The organism is Paenibacillus sp. VT-400 (assembly GCF_001029205.1).
Classification (GTDB): Bacteria; Bacillota; Bacilli; order Paenibacillales; family Paenibacillaceae; genus Paenibacillus; species Paenibacillus amylolyticus.
Window position 1 is genome coordinate 3,431,124 of sequence record NZ_LELF01000067.1, and the last position, 21,364, is coordinate 3,452,487.

General features: G+C 45.7%; 21 protein-coding genes. 6 read left to right on the top strand and 15 right to left on the bottom strand.

Annotated features, from left to right (window positions below):
• Positions 1 to 13 precede the first annotated feature (13 nt).
• Both EL84_RS25750 and EL84_RS25755 read right to left on the bottom strand, forming a co-directional pair.
• Positions 14 to 1,234, bottom strand: a complete 1,221-nt coding sequence (locus EL84_RS25750; RefSeq protein ID WP_047843587.1) for an endonuclease Q family protein — start codon at positions 1,232 to 1,234, stop codon at positions 14 to 16.
• 2 nt (positions 1,235 to 1,236) lie between these two features.
• Positions 1,237 to 1,830: an NUDIX domain-containing protein gene (locus tag EL84_RS25755; protein WP_047843588.1), complete on the bottom strand. Its 594-nt coding sequence runs from the start codon at positions 1,828 to 1,830 to the stop codon at positions 1,237 to 1,239.
• Positions 1,831 to 1,952: 122 nt separating this feature from the next.
• Between EL84_RS25755 and EL84_RS31875 the strand changes: the two genes are divergently transcribed.
• Positions 1,953 to 2,087, top strand: a complete 135-nt coding sequence (locus tag EL84_RS31875; protein ID WP_100527202.1) for a Z-ring formation inhibitor MciZ — start codon at positions 1,953 to 1,955, stop codon at positions 2,085 to 2,087.
• Positions 2,088 to 2,199: 112 nt separating this feature from the next.
• Here EL84_RS31875 and EL84_RS25760 read toward each other — a convergent pair whose 3' ends face one another.
• Positions 2,200 to 3,333 (bottom strand): M20/M25/M40 family metallo-hydrolase, encoded by a 1,134-nt coding sequence (locus EL84_RS25760; protein WP_047843589.1) that lies wholly within the window; start codon positions 3,331 to 3,333, stop codon positions 2,200 to 2,202.
• Between the two features lie 82 nt (positions 3,334 to 3,415).
• Between EL84_RS25760 and prli42 the strand changes: the two genes are divergently transcribed.
• Positions 3,416 to 3,517 (top strand): stressosome-associated protein Prli42, encoded by a 102-nt coding sequence (gene prli42 / locus EL84_RS31880; protein WP_017687624.1) that lies wholly within the window; start codon positions 3,416 to 3,418, stop codon positions 3,515 to 3,517.
• A gap of 26 nt (positions 3,518 to 3,543) precedes the next feature.
• On the opposite strand, the gene lipB is transcribed toward prli42, so the two are convergent.
• The 5 genes from lipB to lpdA all read right to left on the bottom strand — a co-directional run bounded on the left by lipB (position 3,544) and on the right by lpdA (position 9,437).
• Entirely contained in the window at positions 3,544 to 4,251 is a 708-nt protein-coding gene (lipB, locus tag EL84_RS25765) for a lipoyl(octanoyl) transferase LipB (RefSeq protein ID WP_036607873.1), read from the bottom strand.
• Positions 4,252 to 4,362: 111 nt separating this feature from the next.
• On the bottom strand, positions 4,363 to 5,808 hold the full coding sequence (locus tag EL84_RS25770; protein ID WP_047843590.1) for a dihydrolipoamide acetyltransferase family protein: 1,446 nt from the start codon (positions 5,806 to 5,808) through the stop codon (positions 4,363 to 4,365).
• Between the two features lie 47 nt (positions 5,809 to 5,855).
• On the bottom strand, positions 5,856 to 6,842 hold the full coding sequence (locus EL84_RS25775; protein WP_017687621.1) for an alpha-ketoacid dehydrogenase subunit beta: 987 nt from the start codon (positions 6,840 to 6,842) through the stop codon (positions 5,856 to 5,858).
• A gap of 2 nt (positions 6,843 to 6,844) precedes the next feature.
• Positions 6,845 to 7,873, bottom strand: a complete 1,029-nt coding sequence (locus tag EL84_RS25780; protein WP_017687620.1) for a thiamine pyrophosphate-dependent dehydrogenase E1 component subunit alpha — start codon at positions 7,871 to 7,873, stop codon at positions 6,845 to 6,847.
• Positions 7,874 to 8,012: 139 nt separating this feature from the next.
• Positions 8,013 to 9,437 carry a dihydrolipoyl dehydrogenase gene (gene lpdA, locus EL84_RS25785; RefSeq protein ID WP_047843591.1) on the bottom strand — a complete coding sequence of 475 codons (1,425 nt, stop codon included), beginning with the start codon at positions 9,435 to 9,437 and terminating at the stop codon, positions 8,013 to 8,015.
• 224 nt (positions 9,438 to 9,661) lie between these two features.
• Between lpdA and EL84_RS25790 the strand changes: the two genes are divergently transcribed.
• Both EL84_RS25790 and EL84_RS25795 read left to right on the top strand, forming a co-directional pair.
• Positions 9,662 to 9,979 (top strand): DUF2627 domain-containing protein, encoded by a 318-nt coding sequence (locus EL84_RS25790; RefSeq protein WP_017687618.1) that lies wholly within the window; start codon positions 9,662 to 9,664, stop codon positions 9,977 to 9,979.
• 63 nt (positions 9,980 to 10,042) lie between these two features.
• Positions 10,043 to 10,390 carry a potassium channel family protein gene (locus EL84_RS25795; RefSeq protein ID WP_036607883.1) on the top strand — a complete coding sequence of 116 codons (348 nt, stop codon included), beginning with the start codon at positions 10,043 to 10,045 and terminating at the stop codon, positions 10,388 to 10,390.
• 8 nt (positions 10,391 to 10,398) lie between these two features.
• Here EL84_RS25795 and EL84_RS25800 read toward each other — a convergent pair whose 3' ends face one another.
• Positions 10,399 to 10,611, bottom strand: a complete 213-nt coding sequence (locus EL84_RS25800) for a hypothetical protein (RefSeq protein WP_047843592.1) — start codon at positions 10,609 to 10,611, stop codon at positions 10,399 to 10,401.
• A gap of 176 nt (positions 10,612 to 10,787) precedes the next feature.
• On the opposite strand from EL84_RS25800, the gene EL84_RS25805 reads away from it, so the two are divergent.
• Positions 10,788 to 11,387, top strand: coding sequence for a thymidine kinase (locus EL84_RS25805; RefSeq protein ID WP_047843593.1), 600 nt, complete (start codon positions 10,788 to 10,790; stop codon positions 11,385 to 11,387).
• A gap of 121 nt (positions 11,388 to 11,508) precedes the next feature.
• Here the strand turns inward: EL84_RS25805 and EL84_RS25810 are convergent, their stop codons facing one another.
• The 5 genes from EL84_RS25810 to EL84_RS25830 all read right to left on the bottom strand — a co-directional run bounded on the left by EL84_RS25810 (position 11,509) and on the right by EL84_RS25830 (position 18,805).
• Positions 11,509 to 11,985: a hypothetical protein gene (locus tag EL84_RS25810; protein ID WP_017687614.1), complete on the bottom strand. Its 477-nt coding sequence runs from the start codon at positions 11,983 to 11,985 to the stop codon at positions 11,509 to 11,511.
• Positions 11,986 to 12,519: 534 nt separating this feature from the next.
• Positions 12,520 to 13,170, bottom strand: a complete 651-nt coding sequence (locus tag EL84_RS25815) for a hypothetical protein (protein ID WP_047843594.1) — start codon at positions 13,168 to 13,170, stop codon at positions 12,520 to 12,522.
• Between the two features lie 394 nt (positions 13,171 to 13,564).
• Positions 13,565 to 14,602, bottom strand: a complete 1,038-nt coding sequence (locus EL84_RS25820; RefSeq protein ID WP_047843595.1) for an NAD(P)/FAD-dependent oxidoreductase — start codon at positions 14,600 to 14,602, stop codon at positions 13,565 to 13,567.
• Between the two features lie 159 nt (positions 14,603 to 14,761).
• Positions 14,762 to 16,735 (bottom strand): AraC family transcriptional regulator, encoded by a 1,974-nt coding sequence (locus EL84_RS25825; RefSeq protein WP_047843596.1) that lies wholly within the window; start codon positions 16,733 to 16,735, stop codon positions 14,762 to 14,764.
• Between the two features lie 195 nt (positions 16,736 to 16,930).
• The gene (locus tag EL84_RS25830; protein ID WP_161799445.1) at positions 16,931 to 18,805 is read right to left on the bottom strand and encodes an AraC family transcriptional regulator; all 1,875 of its coding nucleotides are present in this window, start codon (positions 18,803 to 18,805) and stop codon (positions 16,931 to 16,933) included.
• A gap of 290 nt (positions 18,806 to 19,095) precedes the next feature.
• On the opposite strand from EL84_RS25830, the gene EL84_RS25835 reads away from it, so the two are divergent.
• On the top strand, positions 19,096 to 19,908 hold the full coding sequence (locus tag EL84_RS25835; protein ID WP_047843598.1) for a FlxA-like family protein: 813 nt from the start codon (positions 19,096 to 19,098) through the stop codon (positions 19,906 to 19,908).
• A gap of 266 nt (positions 19,909 to 20,174) precedes the next feature.
• On the opposite strand, the gene EL84_RS25840 is transcribed toward EL84_RS25835, so the two are convergent.
• The gene (locus EL84_RS25840; RefSeq protein ID WP_047843599.1) at positions 20,175 to 21,131 is read right to left on the bottom strand and encodes a GGDEF domain-containing protein; all 957 of its coding nucleotides are present in this window, start codon (positions 21,129 to 21,131) and stop codon (positions 20,175 to 20,177) included.
• Positions 21,132 to 21,364: the final 233 nt, after the last annotated feature.

Below are 21,364 nucleotides of genomic sequence, written 5' to 3' on the forward strand. Positions count from 1 at the left end.
TTATTTACACCGGTCACTCCGAGGCTTTTTCCTGAACAGCAACCTTTCCGTACGTACCGCCACCTCCGGAGGACAGCTCCAGTTGTCCGTTCCGTGCAGCCACAATCAAGCCTGCCAGCACAGGTCCAACAACCGCAGCAAGCTCTTCCTCACGCGTGCGATGAAGTACGTTCATTTCTGTACCAAAATGGTCCAGTAGCTGGCGCAGTTTGGCTTTGCCAAGTCCCGGGATGAACTCCAGTGGCACCTGATAATGATAGGCTGGTCTGTTTGCAGGAACATGAGGACTCTCTCGATCAGAGATCGCCAGGATGCGATCCAGCACCCCCTGCACCAGCTTCAGACTACCACAGTGCGGACAACGCTCTGCTGACATCGCTTGCTCGTCCATAATGCTGCCACATGCTGCACAGTAAGTACGGTGATATTTGCCTAGCCTTGGATTCAGTCCATAATTGGCAGCTATGCTCCTGCCGGCTTCTCCTTGAAGTGCCATACGGAATTCATCAAAAGAAGGGGCAGCAACTTGCAGTTCGTTATACTCCCGTCCAATCTTACCGAGTGAATGAGCATCCGAATTGGTGAGAAAAGGTACATGATCCAATTCCCGAATATAACTGGCCATGGATGAGTCCGAGCTTAACCCCAGCTCTACCGCATCCACGAGGCTAGTATCCAGCACTTCGCCCATACGGGGGGCTGTACTGCCATAGATGCCTTTATGCGGTGTAAACACATGTGCAGGCACAATAAGTCCCCCACGTGCCTTAATCTCGGCCTGCATCTCTAGAGCGGGCACGTACACCCGCTGAGAACTGAGATTCACATTTTTCATATAACGTTTCATCCAGTCCGTGAAGGACTTCATCGTTTTCAAATCACGGAAGTACGCCAGCATATGGAACTCACGCATTCCAGGCTCGCGCAGCTCAATCTCTGTACCCAACAGAATGGTCGTATCCTGGTAGGCAATACCGCCGCCCTCAATCTCGGACATGGTACCACTCTCCAGCAATTGTTCAATATCCATCTGTACAACCGGTGAATGACAATCAATAACACCAAGCAAATGAATTCCTTTGCGATCCGATGCTTCCCGAGCAATATTCTCAAATGTCAGATCACGACTGCCGCTGATTTTCACGGCCTCCCCACGTGAGGTTCGTCCGATGTGGATATGCAGGTCTGTATAACAGGGGTCCCACAAGACGGACGTTGCCAGTTGATCTTGCATCCTTAGAACCGTCCTGTCGTTCTGTAAAGGTCCCATGCGTACACTGCCATCATCGTTTTGGCATCGCTAATCCGGTTTTCGTCCATAAGCGCATAAGCTTCCTCCAGAGTTATTTCGGCAACTTCAAGGAATTCATCTTCGTCCAGCGCCATGTCCCCTGCTTCCAACTCTTCAGCGATGTAAAGATGAATGATCTCATCTGCGAACCCCGGTGACGTGTAAAACGAACGCAAATGACGCAGCGACTTGGCTACATATCCCGTCTCTTCTCGCAATTCACGTGCTGCGGCAACTTCCGGCTCTTCTCCCGGGTCCAGTTTTCCCGCAGGAATCTCCACTTCGGTGCGTCCCATTGCCTGACGATACTGATCCACAACAAGCATGCGATCCCCATTCAGAGCGAGTACAGCTACCGCTCCAGGGTGCCGGATTATCTCACGTGTAGCCGTCTGGCCATTCGGTAGTTTAACGGTATCGACTTGAAGCGAAATCACTTTGCCCTGGAAGATTGGCTTAGTGGATACGGTCACTTCATCTAGTTTTGGATTGGCAGGTTGCGCCGCGTGGATGGATTGGGCAGATTGATTTGGTTTCATTGGTTCTTCAACTCCATATCGTAGGATTATATATTCGGTGAATGTATAAATCTCTGATTTAGGGCATATGGTGAGCGTATAGAATTCTCACAGCAAATATAAACGAATCAGGGGGACTTTCAATGAATAGTTATATGACGCCTCAATCCTTACACGTGGTAGGACAAGCCCGGCAAGTACAGCTCATACTCAAACAATGGTTGCGCGAGTGGGGCCCTGATGCCAAGTTAATCGATCTCCTCGCTGGACGCAAATAAACGAGTTTCTCCCATGAAATATAACATGAATTCACAAAAAGTCCGAATCCGATACAGATAGACCGGGTTCGGACTTTTGTCTAACAACATGTGAGGTAACATGTGTTCTATATTATTTCTTGTCAGCTGCCGTTTCCTGAATAATAGCTACGACTACCTGGGATAACTTCACAATGTCTTCAGCACGAATGCGTTCTTTGGTTGTATGAATATCCTCATACCCTACCGCCAGATTCACTGTTGGAAGGTCGAATCCGTTAAAGATATTGGCATCACTGCCACCACCGGAAGCAAACGTACTTGTCTCCAGCCCAATACTGCGGATGGCACGTTGTGCAAGTTGTACAACTTCGTGTTCATCATGGAAGCCAAATGCAGGGTAAAGGATCTCACTTCTGAATTCAGCTGTTGCACCGTATTTGCGACATGTCGTTTCCAACGCGTCACGCATCTGTGCAACCTGCAATTCAACTTTCTCCTGAACAATACTGCGAGCTTCCGCTTCAAGCTGTACAAAGTCACACACCACATTGAGTGCTGATCCACCTTGGAATTTACCGATGTTTGCTGTCGTCTCATCATCAATTCTGCCCAGTGTCATCGCTGCAATCGCTTTGGCTGCAACCTGAATGGCGCTGATCCCGTCTTCCGGGTTCACACCCGCATGGGCGGACTTGCCATAGATGCTCATTTGAATTTCAGCTCTCGCTGGTGCAGCAACACAGATCGTGCCTACAGCTCCATTAGAATCCAACGCATAACCGAACTCGGCATCGATATCCTTCGGATTCATGGCACGTGCACCCACCAGTCCAGACTCTTCGCCGACCGTAATGACAAATTGAATTTTACCATGTGGAATCTTGTTTTCCTGGATCACACGAATTGCTTCGAACAATGCCGCAATCCCTGCTTTGTCATCTGCTCCCAGGATCGTTGTTCCATCACTGCGAATCCAGCCATCTTCACCCAGTTCAGGCTTGATTCCCTGTCCCGGCGTCACGGTGTCCATATGACATGTGAAAAAGATCGGTGCAACCCCTTCAGTTCCTTCAGCTTCCCAGGTAATGACGAGGTTTCCGGCGCCATGTCCGGTTTGCTCCATGGTATCATCCTCATAGACATGAAGCCCAAGATCTGTAAACTGCTCTTTTAACACCTTCGAGATGTTCTGTTCATTTTTCGTTTCACTATCAATCTGCACCAGTTCCATGAACTGATCGATAACACGTTGTTGTTTAATCATAGGACTTTCCTCCCTCTCGTAGATACGGTACAATACAATTACTATGGCTTGTTTACTTTATGTTGAAAGGAGTTCTCTCATCATGCAAAAAAAGAAATGGTTCAAAATCATCATCTATCTCATGCTGATCGCCATGATCGGGTCCACCCTTTTCATAGCTCTCGAACCGTTGCTGTTTGGATAGCAACCTAAAGCCTTTCGACGACCTGTTTACAGACGTTGAAGGGCTTCTTTTTCCGTGACCCAATTAATTTGATATGGAAAAATACGATTAAAGTACGGCACAATCTCCTGCGCTACTTGCTCCACCGCATAGGACTTGCCCGTTATATCCTCCAGTGAGGTAACGCCATACTGTTCAATCCCACAAGGAACAATCCCCTGAAAACCTGCATGTTGAATGCCTGAGCTGATGTTAAAAGCAAACCCGTGACTGGTCACAAAACCGCGGCGGTGTTTGCAACGATTAAACTTGATGCCGATTGCAGCAATCTTCATATCGCCAATCCACACACCCGTGTAACCCTCTTTGCGTCCAGCTTCAATGCCCTGGTCTGCGAGATAATCCATAAGCACCTGCTCAAGTTTCCGTAGATAGCCGTGCAGATCCAGGTCTTCATCCCGACCAAGAATCAATAACGGGTAACCTACCAACTGGCCCGGGCCATGATAAGTAATATCACCGCCACGGTCAATTTGAAACAAAGAAATCCCTTGCTCACGCAACTCTTCCGGACTGAGAAGCAGATGCTCCGGATGATTTTGTGAGCCGATCGTATACGTTGGTGGATGCTGTAAAAGCAACATCTGCTCCGCTCCCTCGCCCTCGTCCAATCGCTGCACAATCGCTTTCTGGCGGTTCCAAGCCTCTTCATAATCAAGCATTGGTATGTATGCAACATCCAGCGGCTTGCTCATGATTCCCCACACCCTTCTGCTTCAGGTTCAGTGTACAATTGAGCACCTGTCCGTACACAGCAGGAAAAGTGCACGGCCTCCGGCACATACACTTTCCCGACAACTATTTACTTAATACACCTTGGTCTCCATGGTATATCCTTCAAGGTTTTCTTTGACACGTTGCAAGAAACGTCCGCTGATTACACCATCCAGGATTCGGTGATCCAACGACAGACACAGGTTAGCCATCGAACGAACGGCGATCATATCATTAATAACCACTGGTTTCTTGACAATCGACTCGAATGTAAGAATGGCTGCCTGCGGGTAGTTAATGATTGGCTGGGACAGGATCGAACCAAATGAACCGGTGTTGTTCACCGTGAACGTACCACCTTGCATATGGTCCAGCTTTAACGTACCTTCACGTGTTTTGCGAGCCAGTTCATCCACTTCACGGGCCAGACCTGCGATATTACGCTGATCGGCATGTTTGATTACGGGTGTCAGTACAGAATCTTCGGTTCCTACCGCCATGGACAAGTTGATGTCCCGTTTGACGATAATTTTGTCCACTGCCCATACCGAGTTCATGATTGGGTAGTCTTTAATCGCGTTAACGACTCCCTTCATCATGAAGGACAGATATGTCAGATTGATGCCTTCCTTACGCTTGAATTCATCCTTGAGTTTATTGCGCAGCATCACAAGATTGGTTACATCCACTTCAATCATCGTCCATGCATGCGGGATTTCCGATACGCTTTGACGCATATTCCGGGCAATGGCATTACGCACAGGGGTAACATCGATGAAATACTCCGATCTTCCCTGGCCGCCACCTTCCACTTCGATCTGTGGAATTTTCGGACTTTCGGTTAGATGAATGCCTGAATGTCTCACAGGAACACCTGCATCAGACGCTGAGATCGCTTCTCCAGCGGTTAAACCCATTTCTCCATTTCCACGATTCACTCCGCTGAATGGAGAAGCAGACGGCACACCAGAAGGTGTATGCTGTGCTACAGGAGATGATGCTGGTGCAGACGATCCAGCCGCGTTACCTCCCTGTGCAACAAATGTCAGCACATCTTTGCGGGTAATACGACCACCGGCACCGGTGCCTTGGATGCTTTGCAAGTTCAAGCCATGCTCTGCTGCCAAGGATTGCACTGCCGGGGAATACCGATTACGCATCGGCTGGTTAGGATCATGTCCTGCTGTATTTGACGCGGCAAGAGGAGTGTGGCTCGCATGTTGCTGCACTTGCTCCTGTTGCTGCGATACTTGTGTTACTTGCTCAGCCGCTTCTTCGTCAGAAGCTGCGACCTGCATGCGGCAGATTGCTTCACCAACAGCAATCGTTGTGCCCTCTTCCACCAAAAGGTCACCCATAATTCCATCCACAGTGGATGGAATCTCGGCATTAACTTTATCAGTGATTACTTCACAGATCGGCTCGTACTGTTCCACACGGTCGCCCGGTTTTTTCAACCATTTGCCTATGGTAGCCGAGACCAGCGATTCCGCCAATTGCGGCATAATGACCTCGATCCATTTCATACGTTCAGCCATTTGATTATCACTCCAAACTTTACTTTTAAACGATCCAAAAAACGAAATTAAAACTCGGCAAGTGTACGCATTGCTGCTTTGGCTTTGTCTTTGCTCAGCATGTAGAATTTCTCCAATGTTGGGCTAATTGGCATGGCCGGCACATCAGGTCCGCAGAGACGCTGAATCGGTGCATCCAGTTCAAATAGACATTCCTCACTAATAATCGCGGCAACTTCGGCACCTACACCACCCGTTTTGTTATCTTCGTGTACGATCAGCACTTTGCCTGTCAGACGAGCGGAAGCAATAATCGCTTCACGATCCAACGGTTGCAATGTGCGCAGATCCAGAACGTGTGCTGTAATGCCTTCTTCACGCTCCAGCTCCTCAGCAGCCTGCATAACAAAATGCAGCGGCTGGCTGTAACCGATCACGGTAATATCCGCACCCTCACGAAGTACATTGGCCTTACCAATCGGAACGATGTAATCATCTTCAGGCACATCTTCCTTAATAAGTTTGTAGCATTTTTTATTTTCAAAAAAGAGTACCGGGTCCGGGTCGCGAATAGCGGCCTTGAGCAGTCCCTTAGCATCGTATGCCGAGTAGGGAGCTATAATTTTCAGACCAGGCGTACCAAAGAAAATCGATTCCGGACATTGGGAGTGATACAACCCACCGAAGATCCCGCCACCAATCGGCGCACGGATAACAATCGGACAGCTCCAGTCATTGTTGGAACGATAGCGAATTTTTGCCGCTTCACTAATGATCTGGTTGGTTGCTGGCAACATGAAGTCCGAATATTGCATTTCGGCAATCGGCTTCATGCCATACATCGCTGCACCAATCGCAACACCTGCAATAGCAGATTCAGACAATGGTGTGTCCATCACTCGCATTTCGCCAAACTGATCTTGCAGCCCTTTAGTTGTGGTAAACACACCACCTTTGAGACCTACGTCTTCACCAAGGATAAACACATTTTCATCCCGTTCCATCTCTTCTTTCATCGCGAGACGGATTGCATCAATATATTCCATCACTGCCATACTTACCGTCCCCCTTCTTCGCTGTCCGCATAAACGTGCGTCAGAGTGTCCTCAGGTTTAGGATATGGCGCGTTGTCTGCATATTCAGTTGCTTCTTTCATTTCCAGCGCAAGCTGGGAAGCCAGATCCGCATCCCGGGCTTCGTCCCAGATGCCGCAATCGATCAAGTAGTTCTTCATGCGAGGAACGCCATCTTTCTTCCAGTTCTCCTCAACTTCCTCTTTAGTCCGGTAAGCCAGATCATTATCGGAGGTGGAGTGAGGTGACAACCGATACATCATCGCTTCAATCAGTGTCGGGCCTTCTCCGGCTATGGCACGGCGACGCGCTTCCTTCACTGCAGCATATACTTCTAATGCATCGTTACCATCTACACGCAGTCCGGGGAACCCGTATCCTTGTGCTCGATCGGATATTTTGCCGCTCAACTGTTTGTGAATCGGTACCGAAATTGCATATTGATTGTTCTCACACATAATAATGACAGGCAATTTATGCACACCTGCAAAGTTGGCTCCCTCATGGAAGTCACCCTGATTGCTTGATCCTTCGCCAAACGTAACAAAAGAAACAAATTCTTGCTTCTTCATTTTGGCAGCCAGTGCAAATCCAACAGCGTGCGGAACCTGTGTTGTAACCGGGCTGGAACCCGTCACAATCCGCAGCTTTTTGTGACCGAAGTGACCGGGCATTTGCCGACCGCCACTATTCGGATCTTCCGCCTTCGCAAAAGCAGACAACATCAACTCACGCGGAGTCATGCCTACCGCCAGTACAAAGCCGTAATCGCGGTAATAAGGTAAATAATAATCGTGATCCCGATCCAGACCAAAAGCAGCGCCTACTTGCGCAGCTTCCTGTCCTACACCGGATACGTGAAAGTTAATTTTGCCAGCCCGTTGCAAGAGCAAGCAACGCTCGTCAAACTTGCGCGCGAGCAGCATGTATTTGTACATATCCAATACTTCACCATCGCTAAGTCCCAGCTGTTGATGCCGGTGGACCGCGTCTGCAGTACCTTGTGAACTCATATGAGGTACCTCCTTTTAATCAGAGCCTGTGCCACTCTTACTACCCGATCTTATAACCTGGTACTAAGACTTGGCTTAACCTTATTATAATCCCTTTTACCCAAAAAAGGAAAGGACCTTTCTCATAAGCTTGTTTGGCTTACATTCCAATGGCCTTTCCATCGACCGCCAACATGGCTTCACCCATAATTTCCGACAGAGAAGGGTGCGGATGAATGGTTTGTCCGACTTCCCAAGGTGTGGCATCCAGCATCTGAGCCAGAGAAGCCTCAGCGATCAATTCCGTCACATGGGTGCCAATCATATGTACCCCCAATATATCATTCGTCTTGGCATCTGCGATCACCTTCACGAATCCATCCCGACTTCCGTGAATAAGCGATTTGCCAATGGCCGAAAATGGGAACTTGCCTGTTTTGATGTCATAGCCACGTTCTTCGGCTTCACGCTCGGTGAATCCGATGCTTGCTGCTTCCGGGCGTGTGTACACACAGCGCGGGATGCGGTGGGATTCTACGGCATGTACCGTTTCGCCCGCCAGATGTTCGACAGCGAGAATGCCTTCATGACTTGCGGCATGTGCAAGCTGCAAACCGCCGATGCAGTCACCAATGGCGTAGATGTGACCTTCACCGGTCTGTAACTGTTTGTTCACAGCGATGAACCCACGCTCCAATTTGATATCTGTATTTTCAAGTCCGATATTTTCCACATTAGCTTGACGTCCAACCGATACAAGCATTTTCTCCGCTCTCAGCGTTTCCTGTTTATCTTCACCAAGCTGCACATCAATCTGGATGCCCTCTTGATCTGTGCTATATGTTTCCGTTAGAACAGTGGCACCTGTCAGGAAACGAACACCTCGTTTGCCGAGCAATCGCTGCATTTCTCTGGCAACATCCTCATCCTCGGCAGGCAACACGTGAGCAGCTGCTTCTACTACTGTAATGTCTACGCCAAAGTCATTCAGCATGGATGCCCACTCCAGTCCAATCACACCCCCACCGACAATGATGAGTGATGCAGGAAGTTCATCCATACGCAGTGCTTCGTCGCTGCTCATTATGAATTTGCCGTCCGGATCCAGGCCCGGCAACACACGTGGACGCGAACCAGTGGCAATGATGAGATTGGTTGGAACTACCGTATCCATCTCGCCATCTTCAAACTCCACAGCGACTGCTCCGCTCTGCGGTGAGAAGATGGATGGTCCGATGACGCGACCTTTCGCGTGTACAACCTGGATTTTATTTTTTTTCATCAAATATTGAACGCCCTGATGGAGCTGTTCGACAATTGCATCCTTGCGCGCCTGTACTTTGGGAAATACAAGTGTAGCTCCAGCTGTCTCGATACCATACGTCTCGCTCTCCTGGATTTCGGCGTATACTTCCGCACTTTTCAGCAAAGCCTTACTCGGAATACAGCCACGATGCAGACAGGTACCGCCAAGCTTGTCCTTCTCAATGATAACAACCTGTTTTCCCAGCTGTGCAGCCCGGATCGCGGCTACATATCCACCGGTTCCTCCTCCAAGAATTGCAACATCACATGTAATTGGCATCTCTCATGCTCTCCTCTATGAATCAAATTTCAATATAATTTATGATGGCTTAAATCATGGTTTAGCTTATACCCTCTATATGCAATTGTACTCTCCTTGAGCGGTCAACTCAAAGTTTGAACCAATCACACATGGACAGCCCATGCATTCCAAGCTATGATGGAATCAGGTATGATCTGTAAGCGTAACCTTTATTTAATGTCGACTTTGGCAGAAAGGGTATAATGCTCATGAATACAAGATTGGTCTTTGCGCGATTTTTGGCAATTGTTGTTCTGGTCATCCCCGGGTTAATGGCTATGAAGGGTTTTCTGATGATGAAAGATGCCCTGTTCCTATATTATGCCGAGCACGGGAACGAACTGATTTCACCAGGATTCCAGTGGCTTTCCTTTGGCGGTGGACTTGTCCTTTTTGCCGCAGGTATGAGTTTTCTGGGAGGCTGGATCTTGTTCCGTGACCGCAAGCGTAATTATGTAGGTCCCCGTTTCCGGTCCAAAAGTGTACCCGAAAAAGCAGAGACGCCCGGAAGGACTCCATGAGTCCGGGCTTTTTGTGTGTTTATACAACACACCGCCTACTTTACATAGACAGGATGGATCATCATGGTATCATTTCTAATCACGTTACAACGATTGCTCAAAGGCATTTTCCATGCGTTCAAAGACCCTAAGTTTCTGGCTCTGTTCGCGTTAACGGCAGCAACGTTGCTATCAGGCACTTTATTTTACACTCGTGTTGAAGGTCTGCACTGGATCGATGCGTTATACTTCTGTGCGGTTACCCTGACTACGGTGGGACATCCTGAATTTGTGCCAACCACCGGATTCAGCAAAGCCTTTACCGTAATCTACATGTTTGCAGGCATTGGTCTCACCTTTGCCATGATTGCCAGAATTACAGCAGGTATTCTGTTCCCTCGCAAATTAAAGACAGAAGAGGACCCGGAGTAATCTCCGGGTCATTCGTATAAGGCATCCCGCAGCTTGGTAGACATACGTGATTCTTTGGAAGAAGACTTCAAGATCGTTCTACGCAAGGTAAGATTACTTGCCTGCAGTCTCTCCGCTTCTGCGAACAGTTCTGCAAATAACGCCTGCGCCGCTTCATCTAGAGATCCCTGTTCTTTCAGGCTTTCATATCGCTCTTGAAGTGATGTTAATGCTTCACTCATACTAAACACCTCTTTTCACAACTCCTGTTAACTTGCTGCCGTAACCAATACCTTAACAATCCATATAGTAACACAAAGCTGCGCAGATTAGTTCTGGCTCTTTCCAAAGATTTTGTGGTACTCTGTAAAGGTCGCTTTTTTTGTTGAATCCCGTATGTGAGAGGAGTAGCAGCACCGTGCAAACAGGACGTATTACCGTAATTACTGGACCCATGTTCAGTGAAAAATCCGGTGAACTCATTCGCCGTTGTCAGAAATTAATACAATTTGGTCGTAAAAAGGTTGTGGCCTACAAACCAGCCGAGGATAATCGGTTTGCCCAGGACGAGATCGTGAGCCGAATTGGTTATCGACTCCCTGCCCATTCCATTCCCCGGCAATTAACCCCGGAATCCATAGAAATGATCTTGAACCAAACCATAGATGCTGATGTTGTTGCATTTGATGAAGTACAATTTTTCAGCAGTGCCATTATGGAACTTGTCTCGGAGTTAGCATATTGTGGCAAACATGTCATTGTGGACGGACTTAATATGGATTACCGTGGTAAGGAATTCGGATATGTCGGTGGTTTGCTTGCCATGGCAGATGACATTGAGAAACTCTCGGCTTTCTGTGCGGTATGTGGCAGCCCGGATGCAGCCTTTACGCAACGTATCGTCAATGGGGAGCCTGTTACCTTGGGTCCGGTTGTCATGATTGGCGATTCAGAAGCTTACGAGCCACGCTGTCGTTGCTGCTTCATTCCTCCTCACAAAGTTGAATGCTCATCATAATTTCTAAAAGATCGATCTTAGATATCTTCCAAAAAAGCCCCTTGGGGCTTTTTTTGTTATAGAGCAAACATTTGCACAAAAAAGCACCGCTTCGCAGCGATGCTTCCAGAGTCACTTCCCGCTAGTCACGGGAAACAAAATATTTGTTGGTCATGTAGTAAGCGTCACCACGCGACGTTTCCACCATTCCTTTTTTGGCATCCAAAAATACAATCTCTTTACACTTTGTACAGTACCATTTTGTGCGCTTGTATGGGGATTCCGTCACATAAGCCGTGCCACATTTACAATCAATCTTCATTAATAACTCGGTTGATTTATAAGCACTGGACAAGCGTTCCAGGTTATCCTGCTGCTGTGTAGGCATAATGGTCTGCTGATAATCCGATAAATGATTTTGAACCTTGAAGTCTGCTACCAATCCTGCATTCAATCCAAAAAACTCCTTGCCGATTTCGGTCACGAAGCGCTTCTCATTTCTGTAGCAATCCAGCCACTCAATAATCTGCTTATTAGACAGTGGAACCGTACCCTTGATACCGCTGTTTAAGGTGTAGGTCATGATGTATAAAGTATCGTCTTGTCTACCTGAGTACATTAGAATCCTCCTTCGAATACATTTGCTAATGTACTACAAAAACGCGCATAAATCAAAAAAATCTTATTTCCTGAGCGCATCTCTTCTTATTAAATGGGAAACATTCCACGTTCATCCGCCAAAGACTTACAAGAACTGCATACACCTGAAACATTTCCCTGTGGCGCCGCATAATGCACGACCGATTTAACGTTTTTCTTGCATATGGAACAGTAGTGCCTCCTTTCCTTTTTTGGGATATAGTCCGATAGCTTAACCACGTTTTTGTTCGGTCGGAATCGTTGTAAGAAACCCGGCCATTTCATCTCGCTTCACTCTTTCTTGTTCGTCTACTTCGTAGTCATTTTTTTACTCTGGGCTAAAAATCATCTCGTCTTTTTTTATGTATACGATTCCAAGTTGTGCGTGCCTATCTCATAATCTATTCGACGTTTTGAGCGTTTTTCCTGTTTTTAATCTCTACACATATAAAAAAAACCGACAGAACCTGCTCTCCTTTTTTTCGGAAGAACAGTATTTTAGTCGGTTCCAGCCTTATTTATAAAAAGTTCCCAGAACGTCCAGCTCTGATGAACGCTCAATTCGAAATGGATAGATATACCCCTGATTCATTCGGGTAAATTTGCGGCTCCACAGATCCAGTCCCGATGTGAACTGATAAGCCTGATATATAAACTTGGAGCAGTAATTGCGCTCAATACTGCGCAGATTGGTCTGCAAACGGTAGAATTTTACCTGCATGTAATGGTCATGTACCCACCCGGCTGCTTTCATTCCTGCCTCATTCAATCTGGAACGGAATACAATGAAGCGATCACCTTCATAAAACCGCGTAAGATACCACTCTAATGAATCAGCAAATACAGGCCCATAAGGGTGCACATGATACACCTTGCCGTCGAGACCGATAATGCCCATATGCCCGGCATAATACGTCGATTCCGAGCTTGGCGTGTACACAATATCCCCTGGCTCTAGTTTCATTTCACCCAACACGTTAATTGGCAAGTCCTGATGAAGCCGTTTGGCTGCTGAACGTTCACGCCGCCCTTCAACCAACAAGCGATGAAGCGCACCAGCAAGTGCGAGATATATTTCAGACCATTTGATCTTTTTTTTATCAGATCGTTTGAACCACCGCTGGATGAAGGTGAAACCTCGTTGTGGCTGTGATCCCTTTTTCATACGCTGCACTCCACTCTGATCTAGTTATTGTATCTATATAAGTTGAAATAAAGTTTATTTACACTGACACTACGATGACAGAACAATCTTCCAATCGCTGTTATCCCCAGATTTTTTCGATTCCCTTTTTCTTAAGGGAAAATCCGGTGATAAAGGCGACCGCTTCGCTTTTTCAGATTTTTTCTGTCCTCTCCGTTATCGTGTAAATGATTATTTCAACTTATATAGTGTCATTCTACAGTTTATCAGCCTTATTATAGACATTTGGTGGTTCATGTTCAATTCTAAGCGTGTTCTATCTTGTGCCATTATGCCTTCTTATTACCCATTTTATGCAAAAAAGATGACTTCGGAATGAACCCGAAGTCATCTTAATATAACCGATCGCAGACCTTTATTCTTCTACAACACCAAGGGCTTTATTTTTCTCTTTAAAGCGACTGTTATGGGAAGAAACATAAGCCACTTTCTCCGCTTCAGGGTCCATGTATAGCTTCGCACTGTTTACCGCTAGGGCTGCATCTGTGAAAGTACCCGCAATCAGGTACAGTTTGCTACCATAATCTACAAAATCGCCTGCGCCAAACACACCGGGAATATTGGTTTGCAATCTCTCTGTTGTAGTGACATGCCATTCGCCAAGATCAAGTCCCCAATCCCGGATTGGACCAAAGTCACTCTTCATGCCATGGTTTACAATGACAGCATCGACTTCAAGCAGTTCAGTTTCACCTGTATCCACGTGTGAGATGGTCACCTGTTCAATCACATCACCACTCATACTATGCAGTGTCTCTACCGCATATGGTGTACGGACATCTACAGAGGATTCTCTCATACGCAGTACATTACGCTCCAACCCGCCAAAGCGGTCACGACGATGCACAACCGTAACTTGCTCTGCCAGGGCTTCCAGTTCATTCGCCCAGTCCACAGCAGAGTCGCCTCCACCCGAGATCAACACACGTTTACCACGGAATGGCTCCAGTTCTTGCACGGTATAGTGCAGATTGCTAACCTCGTAACGGTCTGCACCTTCAAGCTCCAGCTTGGCCATTTTATATATACCATATCCGATTGCCATAATGACGGTACGTGTCCAATGTTGTTCACCTGTTGCAGAAGTTAACAGAATTGTGCCATCAGGTTGACGCTCGAATCCTTCGATCTGTTGTTCAAATACGAGGGTTGGCTCAAAAGTTCTTGCCTGTTCTTCCAATTGTTTGATCAGATCTTCACACAGAATTGGCGTCACACCCCCGACATCCCAGATCATTTTCTCCGGATAAAAGAGCATGCGACCTCCCAATCTGTCACGTGCCTCAATCAACTTGGTCTTCATATCCCGCATGCCGCTATAAAAGGCAGAGTACATGCCCGCAGGGCCACCGCCGATAATGGTTACATCATAAAGTTCCAACTGCTGATTCATATTAAAAATACCTCCGTTAATTCGATCCAGAACATCGAGTATTTGATATCGATTCTCATTATCACTTAAATCCTAGTGTAATGGTAATCTTATCAAAATACAATGGCTAAAAAACAAACATTTCTTGTACAAAAATTTCACGAACACATCTGCTCTTTACTATTTCGCTCTTGGAGCCGCCAACAGCTTTTCAACCACAAAATCAAGTTGTTTATTAATTGAATAGATATCTGAATAATAGAAGAAATCGAAATCAATCTCAATCAGACGACCTTCCTTGATCGCTGGGATACTGCTCCATATTGGATTATCCGTCAAGTTATCTGCCCCTTCATACACAGAGCGAAACACATAGTCTCCGATATATTCAGGAAGGACTTCCATGGAGATTGTGGAGCCTGCCGCGTCCGAAACCACGTCTATTTTTTTCTGTACAACTTCAGGTGCTTTCATTCCCAAGTACTCGTATACCGCCTGAGATCCACGGCCAAATTGTTTGCTCTCTACAATAACCATCCCTTTCAAACCGCCCTCCACAATGGAAACCGTTTTGTCCAATATGCCTGCATCTGCTAGTGTTTGCTTACTCTCTTCGACTTTGCTATTAAGATTATTGATTAATGTCTCAGCTTCCTGTTCTTTGCCAAAAATACTCGCTATACTCTGGAGTCTTTCTTCTGTTGTCATTTTCTCGTATGGAATATATACCGTAGGTGCGATATCTTTTAATAACGTATACGTCTCTTCTGAAGGAACAATGATCAGATCCGGATCGAGATCAATGACAGCTTCAGGATTCGGTTCGAACCAGGTACCTAGTGAATTTACACCTTCAAGCTCACTCTTGTAGGCAGCCCCGTTGAATACTTCAGATGTAGCGATTGGCTTAACTCCAAGTGCAACGACATCCCCCTGGAGATACAATACAACAACCCGTTTTGGATTCGCTGGAACAACTACGTCACCCTTAACCGTTGAGACCGTGCGTGTTTCATTGTCTTTGTTCGTCTGGTTTCCTGTGTCTGATGATACTGCCGTACTGCTGTTATTGGAACTGGCACCCGTTCCTTCGCCAGCTGCTGGTGTTGTTGCTGTACCCGAAGAGCAGGCTGCGAGGAGCATCGTTATGCTCAATAATGCAACCATAATCATACTGGAACTTGTTTTTCTTCTTTTCATTGGTGTAGACCCTCCGTCTATATATTGATAATGATTCTCATAATCAATATATCCCGACTTCCATCTTCGACCAATGGACGATTCAGAGATTACCAATGGACGATCCTCTGTTCTCGCTTCTTCTCTCATCTTTCGTTGATACTGAATCGGAGAGATTCCCACATGTTTTTTGAAGATACGACTAAAATAATACACATCCGAATAACCTACTTCTGCTGCAATTTCACTTAGCGTTGCATCAGATCGCAAAAGCAGATTGCGAGCCTTAGCGATTCGGGTCTGAATTAAATAATCAATGGGACTGTGACCCGTCTGTCGTTTGAATTGCATGGATAAATGTCGGGAGCTGTAGTTGAATTGTTCAGCCAGGAAATCAAGCGTGACCTGTTCCCTATAATGCTTCTGTATATAACGAAGTGTTTGTTTCACCGGGTCAGCAAGCTCTGTTTTGATCTCCTGCTCTGCCAATTGAACCATCATTTCATGAATGAACTGGTAAAACAAACTTTTTGTATGAAGCAGATCCAGACTGCCAGATTGTATCCACGCATCCTCAAGCTCATCAAGGTAACGTAACAACCCCAGCGGACTACTCGGTGCAAATCCATATTGCAAAGAGAACGGTGCAACCTCAGGCTGTGCCAATAACCACTTTTTGCGATAACTTGGAAAGGCAAGGAATGCTCTATAATAGAGCAGAATATATTCGAATTCTTCGTTGGTTTGGATATCCAGTGAAGATCCTTTCGCCCCATGAAGCATGTAAAATCGCTCTGCCTTGTATGTTTGTCCATCCAATTGAAGTTGAGCCGATCCTCGAATCGTATATATAAAACCATTTGCTGGAAGTGTATAGGAACTCAGTTGTGCGCCTGCCTCCATAACGATCCGCCGTATATCCAGAACCTTAACAGCGGCATGATTCCAGCATTTCATCTGTTCGTCTAATTGCATCGAATACTCTCCAATCCCAGCACCCCCGTAACAAAGACCTCACGAAGTAAAGGTCATCATTCTGCCGAACATTCTTATAACATATGCGTAGCAGAGGTTCACTAATATTCCTTTCATTATAGATGATAATAATTTTCATTATCAACTGTAATTTGGGCTGGAATTGGATTTTATCTTATCAAGCACAGGTTACATTTATTTTTGTCCAGATATCTTCGTAAACCACGCGGCCAATTCCTCGGTCTGATCCAATGTTGCAATCGGGTCAAAGTACCATGAACGATCCGGGCTCCAGATAAACACTCGATCATTCTTAACCGCATCCAGTGAACTCCAGACCGGTTTCGATTTCAACTCTTCCAGGGTCAGATTATCTGCTGTTAGAATGATGTAGTCTCCGGCAAATTCAGGAATCGCTTCCGATGAAACTTCAACCAGTTGATCCTTCATTAAAATCTCTTTTTTATCTGCAGGAGGATTCAAACCAAGCGCGCTGTAGACTGCCTGACCTCCCCGACCAAAATTATCACCAAAGGCCAACGGTGCTTTATTATAGAACTGCATGACCGACACCTCGGCCTGCGGATCAATTGCCTCACCAACACGTTTCTTGGCATCTGCAATTCTTGCGTCATAATCGGTTAACCATGCCTCAGATTCTTTTTCTTTATTTAGCACTTCACCAAAGTAGACGATCTCTTCATGGGTGTTTTTCAATTCCCCATAAGGAACAACCAGGGTAGGTGCAATTTTGCTAAAGGAATCAAATAAATCAGGATTACCTGTCACAATGAGATCCGGTTCAAGCTCCAACACCTTTTCGAGAGAGATGGTTTCATATTCACCAATATTCTGCACACCCTCAAGTGATTTGATAAAATAAGGATTCTTCAGGTTCATCTCGGGTGTACCCACAGGCTTGATCCCAAGGGCGATTAGACTTCCCAGATACAAGTCAACCACAATCCGTTTAGGTTCAGCCGGAATTGTAATATCTCCCTTCACCGTTGAGATTATACGTGGTTCAGATGTTTTGGTTTGATTATCCGCTGTTACTGTGTTCGTGGAACTTGATGTACTTTTGCTTCCGGAAGCATCCCCGCTCGAATTACTGGCAACACCTGTTGAGCAGGCACTTAGCAGTAACGTAAGACTTAGTAGAATACTAAGCAACATTCCCGTTCTTGTCTGTCTGTTCATATTTATTGACCCTCCATGCTTATATTGATAATGATTATCACCATCAGTATAAACATACCTTCCACTTCCACCTCTGAAAATGTCATTTCGCGCCACACCTGATGTCAGATCAGGCCAATTTAGAGGTGCTGAGGTCTTTTCTTTAAATTGCAGAGGAGAAAGACCCGTATGTTTTTTGAACATACGACCCAAATAATATCCATCCGGATAACCGATGCCTGCTGCGATCTCATCCAACGTGGCGTCCGTTTGCAGCAACATCTCCTTGGCTTTGAACAAACGAAACTGAATCAGATAGTCGATGGGACTATATCCCGTCGACTGCTTGAACTTTCGTGACAAACTCCTCGGGCTGGAGCCGATCATTTCTGCCAAAGCATGCAGCGTAAGCGGCTCTGTGTATGAAGACTGTACAATTTCAATGACTTTGCTGACCTTATCCACAATACTCGGATAGCGGTTAGATACACGAGGAATCTGTGATGATATCTGCTCCACAAAGGGATAGAACAAACTCTTGGCCTGAAAATGCTGAATAGGATTCTTTTGATCCCACAAAAAGTGCATCTGTTTCAATTGCTCATATAGAATGGTTGGCATATCGGGGGTAAACCCATAGTTCATTTGGAACGGATTGATACGCTCCATTAACCTTCCCAGATCGTTTCTCCCTCCACTAGGCAGGTTCGCTTTGTACATCAAGTAATACAAGCGTAATCCGGCTTCGCCGGCTTGAATAACCAACTTACTCCCTTTTCCCCCATGGAGAACATAAAAGCGGCTCACTTCATACGTTTGGTTGTCTATCGTCACTTCAGCCTCACCCTGAATCGTGAGTACAAAAGTACTTGTCGGAAATTTGTATTTCATCTCCTCATATGCCCCGAATTCCATGTATCGGATATCTGTTATACTCACAGCAGCATAGTTCCAGAGTATATAATAATCATTCCACATTTTGCTAACCCATCTCCGTCTACATAGATTGTGTCTGAACTTCCACTCACTTATTGATAACTATTATCAATTATTATGATGAAGTACGCAATACAACCGAGTAAATGAATCATTTGATGAAACAAGAGCTATTCAAATCCTTCTCTTAACATCCGATATATGTAAATAGAACCATGATAAAGCGGAGAAGGAGAACAGAGGATATGAATTCAATCTCATCTGCAACCAAAAGCAGTTTCACTCCCGGGAATCAAGTCTCCAATCGGGATAAAGAAATTCAGGGACTCATGCAGCAGAAGATCCGGCTCAATGAAGAAATGCAAGGTGTAAAAACCAATGACGAGTTGGATACCAAAACCAAAGCTCAGCGAATAAAATCCCTAACAAGCTCTATTTCCCAGATCGATAGCCAGATTGCCCAAATTAAAGCTGAAGAATTGCAAGAAAAGAACAAATTTAGACAGCCCGAAAAGGCTCAACAGCAACAACCCAAACCAACCGACGAGGTACAAGCCCCTTCACTCGATCATCTGATCAAGCATAGTCAGACTTATGATCAATTGGGTAAGCTCGTCGGTTTGCGTGATCGCATGCAGGGCTCCATTCAGACCACCGAAGGAGAAACCCGCTTTGACCGACTTGTTCTCGAGATCAATCCTCCCGCAAATGATCTCGATCTAGGCAAATCAATGATGTTGGAAAATTCAGAACGCACCGTCTTTCAGGCAAAGCGAGAGACCGTCCAGGACATCAACTCCCAGTTAAATAAGGTCAATCAGAAGATTGGGGAACTGGTGCAAGAGATCCATCAGCCCGCACCTATAAAAGGAGTACAACCACCTATCTCTGCAACATCTGGAGAAGAAGATCAGGAAATAAATGAAGGAAAGAAAACGGGAAATAAGGAGCACCCTTCAGATGGTGGAACCACAGATCAGGAATCAGGAAATGGTCCGCAAACTACGGCTTCTACATCTCCTGCTGCTTCATATCCATCTGTCGATATTCGAATCTGAGTACGCATTGATCAAACATAATTTTATGTATACATAATGAGCTTAAAGATTAAAGTGGCTCGTTTGCTACACAACCTTTGACTCGCATCCAATGATAGAACCGCTATTACAGGTGACTAACTCCTGATAAGTAGCGGTTTTTCTGTATTTTAACGTTATGGGTATAGAGGCGAAGCCTCAGCTTCCGAAGAAGCTTTCTTACAGAAAGCTTTTAGAGACCCACATCTCAGGTTCTCTCTGTCCTCTACGTTCTCGAAATTTTATGTCTAGCACGAAGTCGTGGCGGTATCATTTGCACAGATGATACTTCCAGCAATCGCTTTACAACCTTTTTTGATGCGTGTGGCCTCATCAATAATCTGATCTATGTTTTCATATTTTCGCTTGCTATTGGTTACAACGGCGATGGATACCGACACCAGAGGAATGGGCCGATTTAGCCCGGAACGTCCTTCCCCCAGAACATATTGATGATGCCAATCATGTTCGTTGTAAAATGTCTTTTTCATTTCCTCAAAACCTGAGATGACTTCCTCACTAATATATTTGTAATCATGGTGATTCAGGATCGTAATAAAATCATCACCACCGATATGTCCAAGAAAAGCTTCAGGGAGAACAAATAGCTTGCGAAGCAAGTTAGCTGTCGCCTGAATAAGCTGATCCCCCATTTTGAAGCCGTAGCTATCATTGTAGGATTTGAATTGATCGAGATCAACATAGAGTACGCTAAATTGGTCCATCTGAAGAGCCTGAGACAGCCTTTCATCTATGATATGATTACCAGGAAGACCAGTCAGCGGGTTCATAAAAATCGCCATTTCAGCCCGTACATCAGCAACAGCAAGTAGCAAACGCCGAATACTCACAGCTCCAAAGAAACTTTCTCCTGACGTGACCAACACAAGATCATATATTTCCCCTTCATCTCGGTCCATGGCTAGAACACTGACATCTGTAATCTGTTCCGAATAATCCACGACCAGTGCCTGCGTGTTCATCACCAGTTCTACAGGACGTCCCATATACAGATTATAGCCATACTGGGTGCCAATCTGCTGAAAGAATCGGGGCCGCATCATTAATGACACACCCTTCTCCCCCATAACAGCTATACCTTCCAGACTAGGATTGGACTTGAAAAGATGATAGACGATATCACATTTTGTATCAGATTGTACTACAGGAATTGGTTCAGCAATCTCGCCTATTTGCGTAAACATACTATTCTACTCCTCTGTTCGTAGCATCTATCCGAACTTTTCAAATATATATGTAGGTCTTTGTCAATGGTCACATCGTACCACTTTCTACTTGAAAAAGCGTTAACTGAGGGTAAAAGTTTATGAAATATTTCCTTTTCTGAATTTTGCTATAGGGAGCTTATTTTAATGCTTGATCTCAAAATTCAGAAACAATGATGCAACACTAAATTTCATCATCATGTTCTGTGTTA

Excerpts from the sequence above, each read along its gene's own strand:
- EL84_RS25750 (WP_047843587.1), bottom strand. The coding sequence starts at position 1,234 with ATGCAAGATCAACTGGCAACGTCCGTCTTGTGGGACCCCTGTTATACA.
- EL84_RS25755 (WP_047843588.1), bottom strand. The coding sequence starts at position 1,830 with ATGAAACCAAATCAATCTGCCCAATCCATCCACGCGGCGCAACCTGCC.
- EL84_RS31875 (WP_100527202.1), top strand. The coding sequence starts at position 1,953 with ATGAATAGTTATATGACGCCTCAATCCTTACACGTGGTAGGACAAGCC.
- EL84_RS25760 (WP_047843589.1), bottom strand. The coding sequence starts at position 3,333 with ATGATTAAACAACAACGTGTTATCGATCAGTTCATGGAACTGGTGCAG.
- prli42 (WP_017687624.1), top strand. The coding sequence starts at position 3,416 with ATGCAAAAAAAGAAATGGTTCAAAATCATCATCTATCTCATGCTGATC.
- lipB (WP_036607873.1), bottom strand. The coding sequence starts at position 4,251 with ATGAGCAAGCCGCTGGATGTTGCATACATACCAATGCTTGATTATGAA.
- EL84_RS25770 (WP_047843590.1), bottom strand. The coding sequence starts at position 5,808 with ATGGCTGAACGTATGAAATGGATCGAGGTCATTATGCCGCAATTGGCG.
- EL84_RS25775 (WP_017687621.1), bottom strand. The coding sequence starts at position 6,842 with ATGGCAGTGATGGAATATATTGATGCAATCCGTCTCGCGATGAAAGAA.
- EL84_RS25780 (WP_017687620.1), bottom strand. The coding sequence starts at position 7,873 with ATGAGTTCACAAGGTACTGCAGACGCGGTCCACCGGCATCAACAGCTG.
- lpdA (WP_047843591.1), bottom strand. The coding sequence starts at position 9,437 with ATGCCAATTACATGTGATGTTGCAATTCTTGGAGGAGGAACCGGTGGA.
- EL84_RS25790 (WP_017687618.1), top strand. The coding sequence starts at position 9,662 with ATGCTCATGAATACAAGATTGGTCTTTGCGCGATTTTTGGCAATTGTT.
- EL84_RS25795 (WP_036607883.1), top strand. The coding sequence starts at position 10,043 with ATGGTATCATTTCTAATCACGTTACAACGATTGCTCAAAGGCATTTTC.
- EL84_RS25800 (WP_047843592.1), bottom strand. The coding sequence starts at position 10,611 with ATGAGTGAAGCATTAACATCACTTCAAGAGCGATATGAAAGCCTGAAA.
- EL84_RS25810 (WP_017687614.1), bottom strand. The coding sequence starts at position 11,985 with ATGTACTCAGGTAGACAAGACGATACTTTATACATCATGACCTACACC.
- EL84_RS25815 (WP_047843594.1), bottom strand. The coding sequence starts at position 13,170 with ATGAAAAAGGGATCACAGCCACAACGAGGTTTCACCTTCATCCAGCGG.
- EL84_RS25820 (WP_047843595.1), bottom strand. The coding sequence starts at position 14,602 with ATGAATCAGCAGTTGGAACTTTATGATGTAACCATTATCGGCGGTGGC.
- EL84_RS25825 (WP_047843596.1), bottom strand. The coding sequence starts at position 16,735 with ATGCAATTAGACGAACAGATGAAATGCTGGAATCATGCCGCTGTTAAG.
- EL84_RS25830 (WP_161799445.1), bottom strand. The coding sequence starts at position 18,805 with ATGAAATACAAATTTCCGACAAGTACTTTTGTACTCACGATTCAGGGT.
- EL84_RS25835 (WP_047843598.1), top strand. The coding sequence starts at position 19,096 with ATGAATTCAATCTCATCTGCAACCAAAAGCAGTTTCACTCCCGGGAAT.
- EL84_RS25840 (WP_047843599.1), bottom strand. The coding sequence starts at position 21,131 with ATGTTTACGCAAATAGGCGAGATTGCTGAACCAATTCCTGTAGTACAA.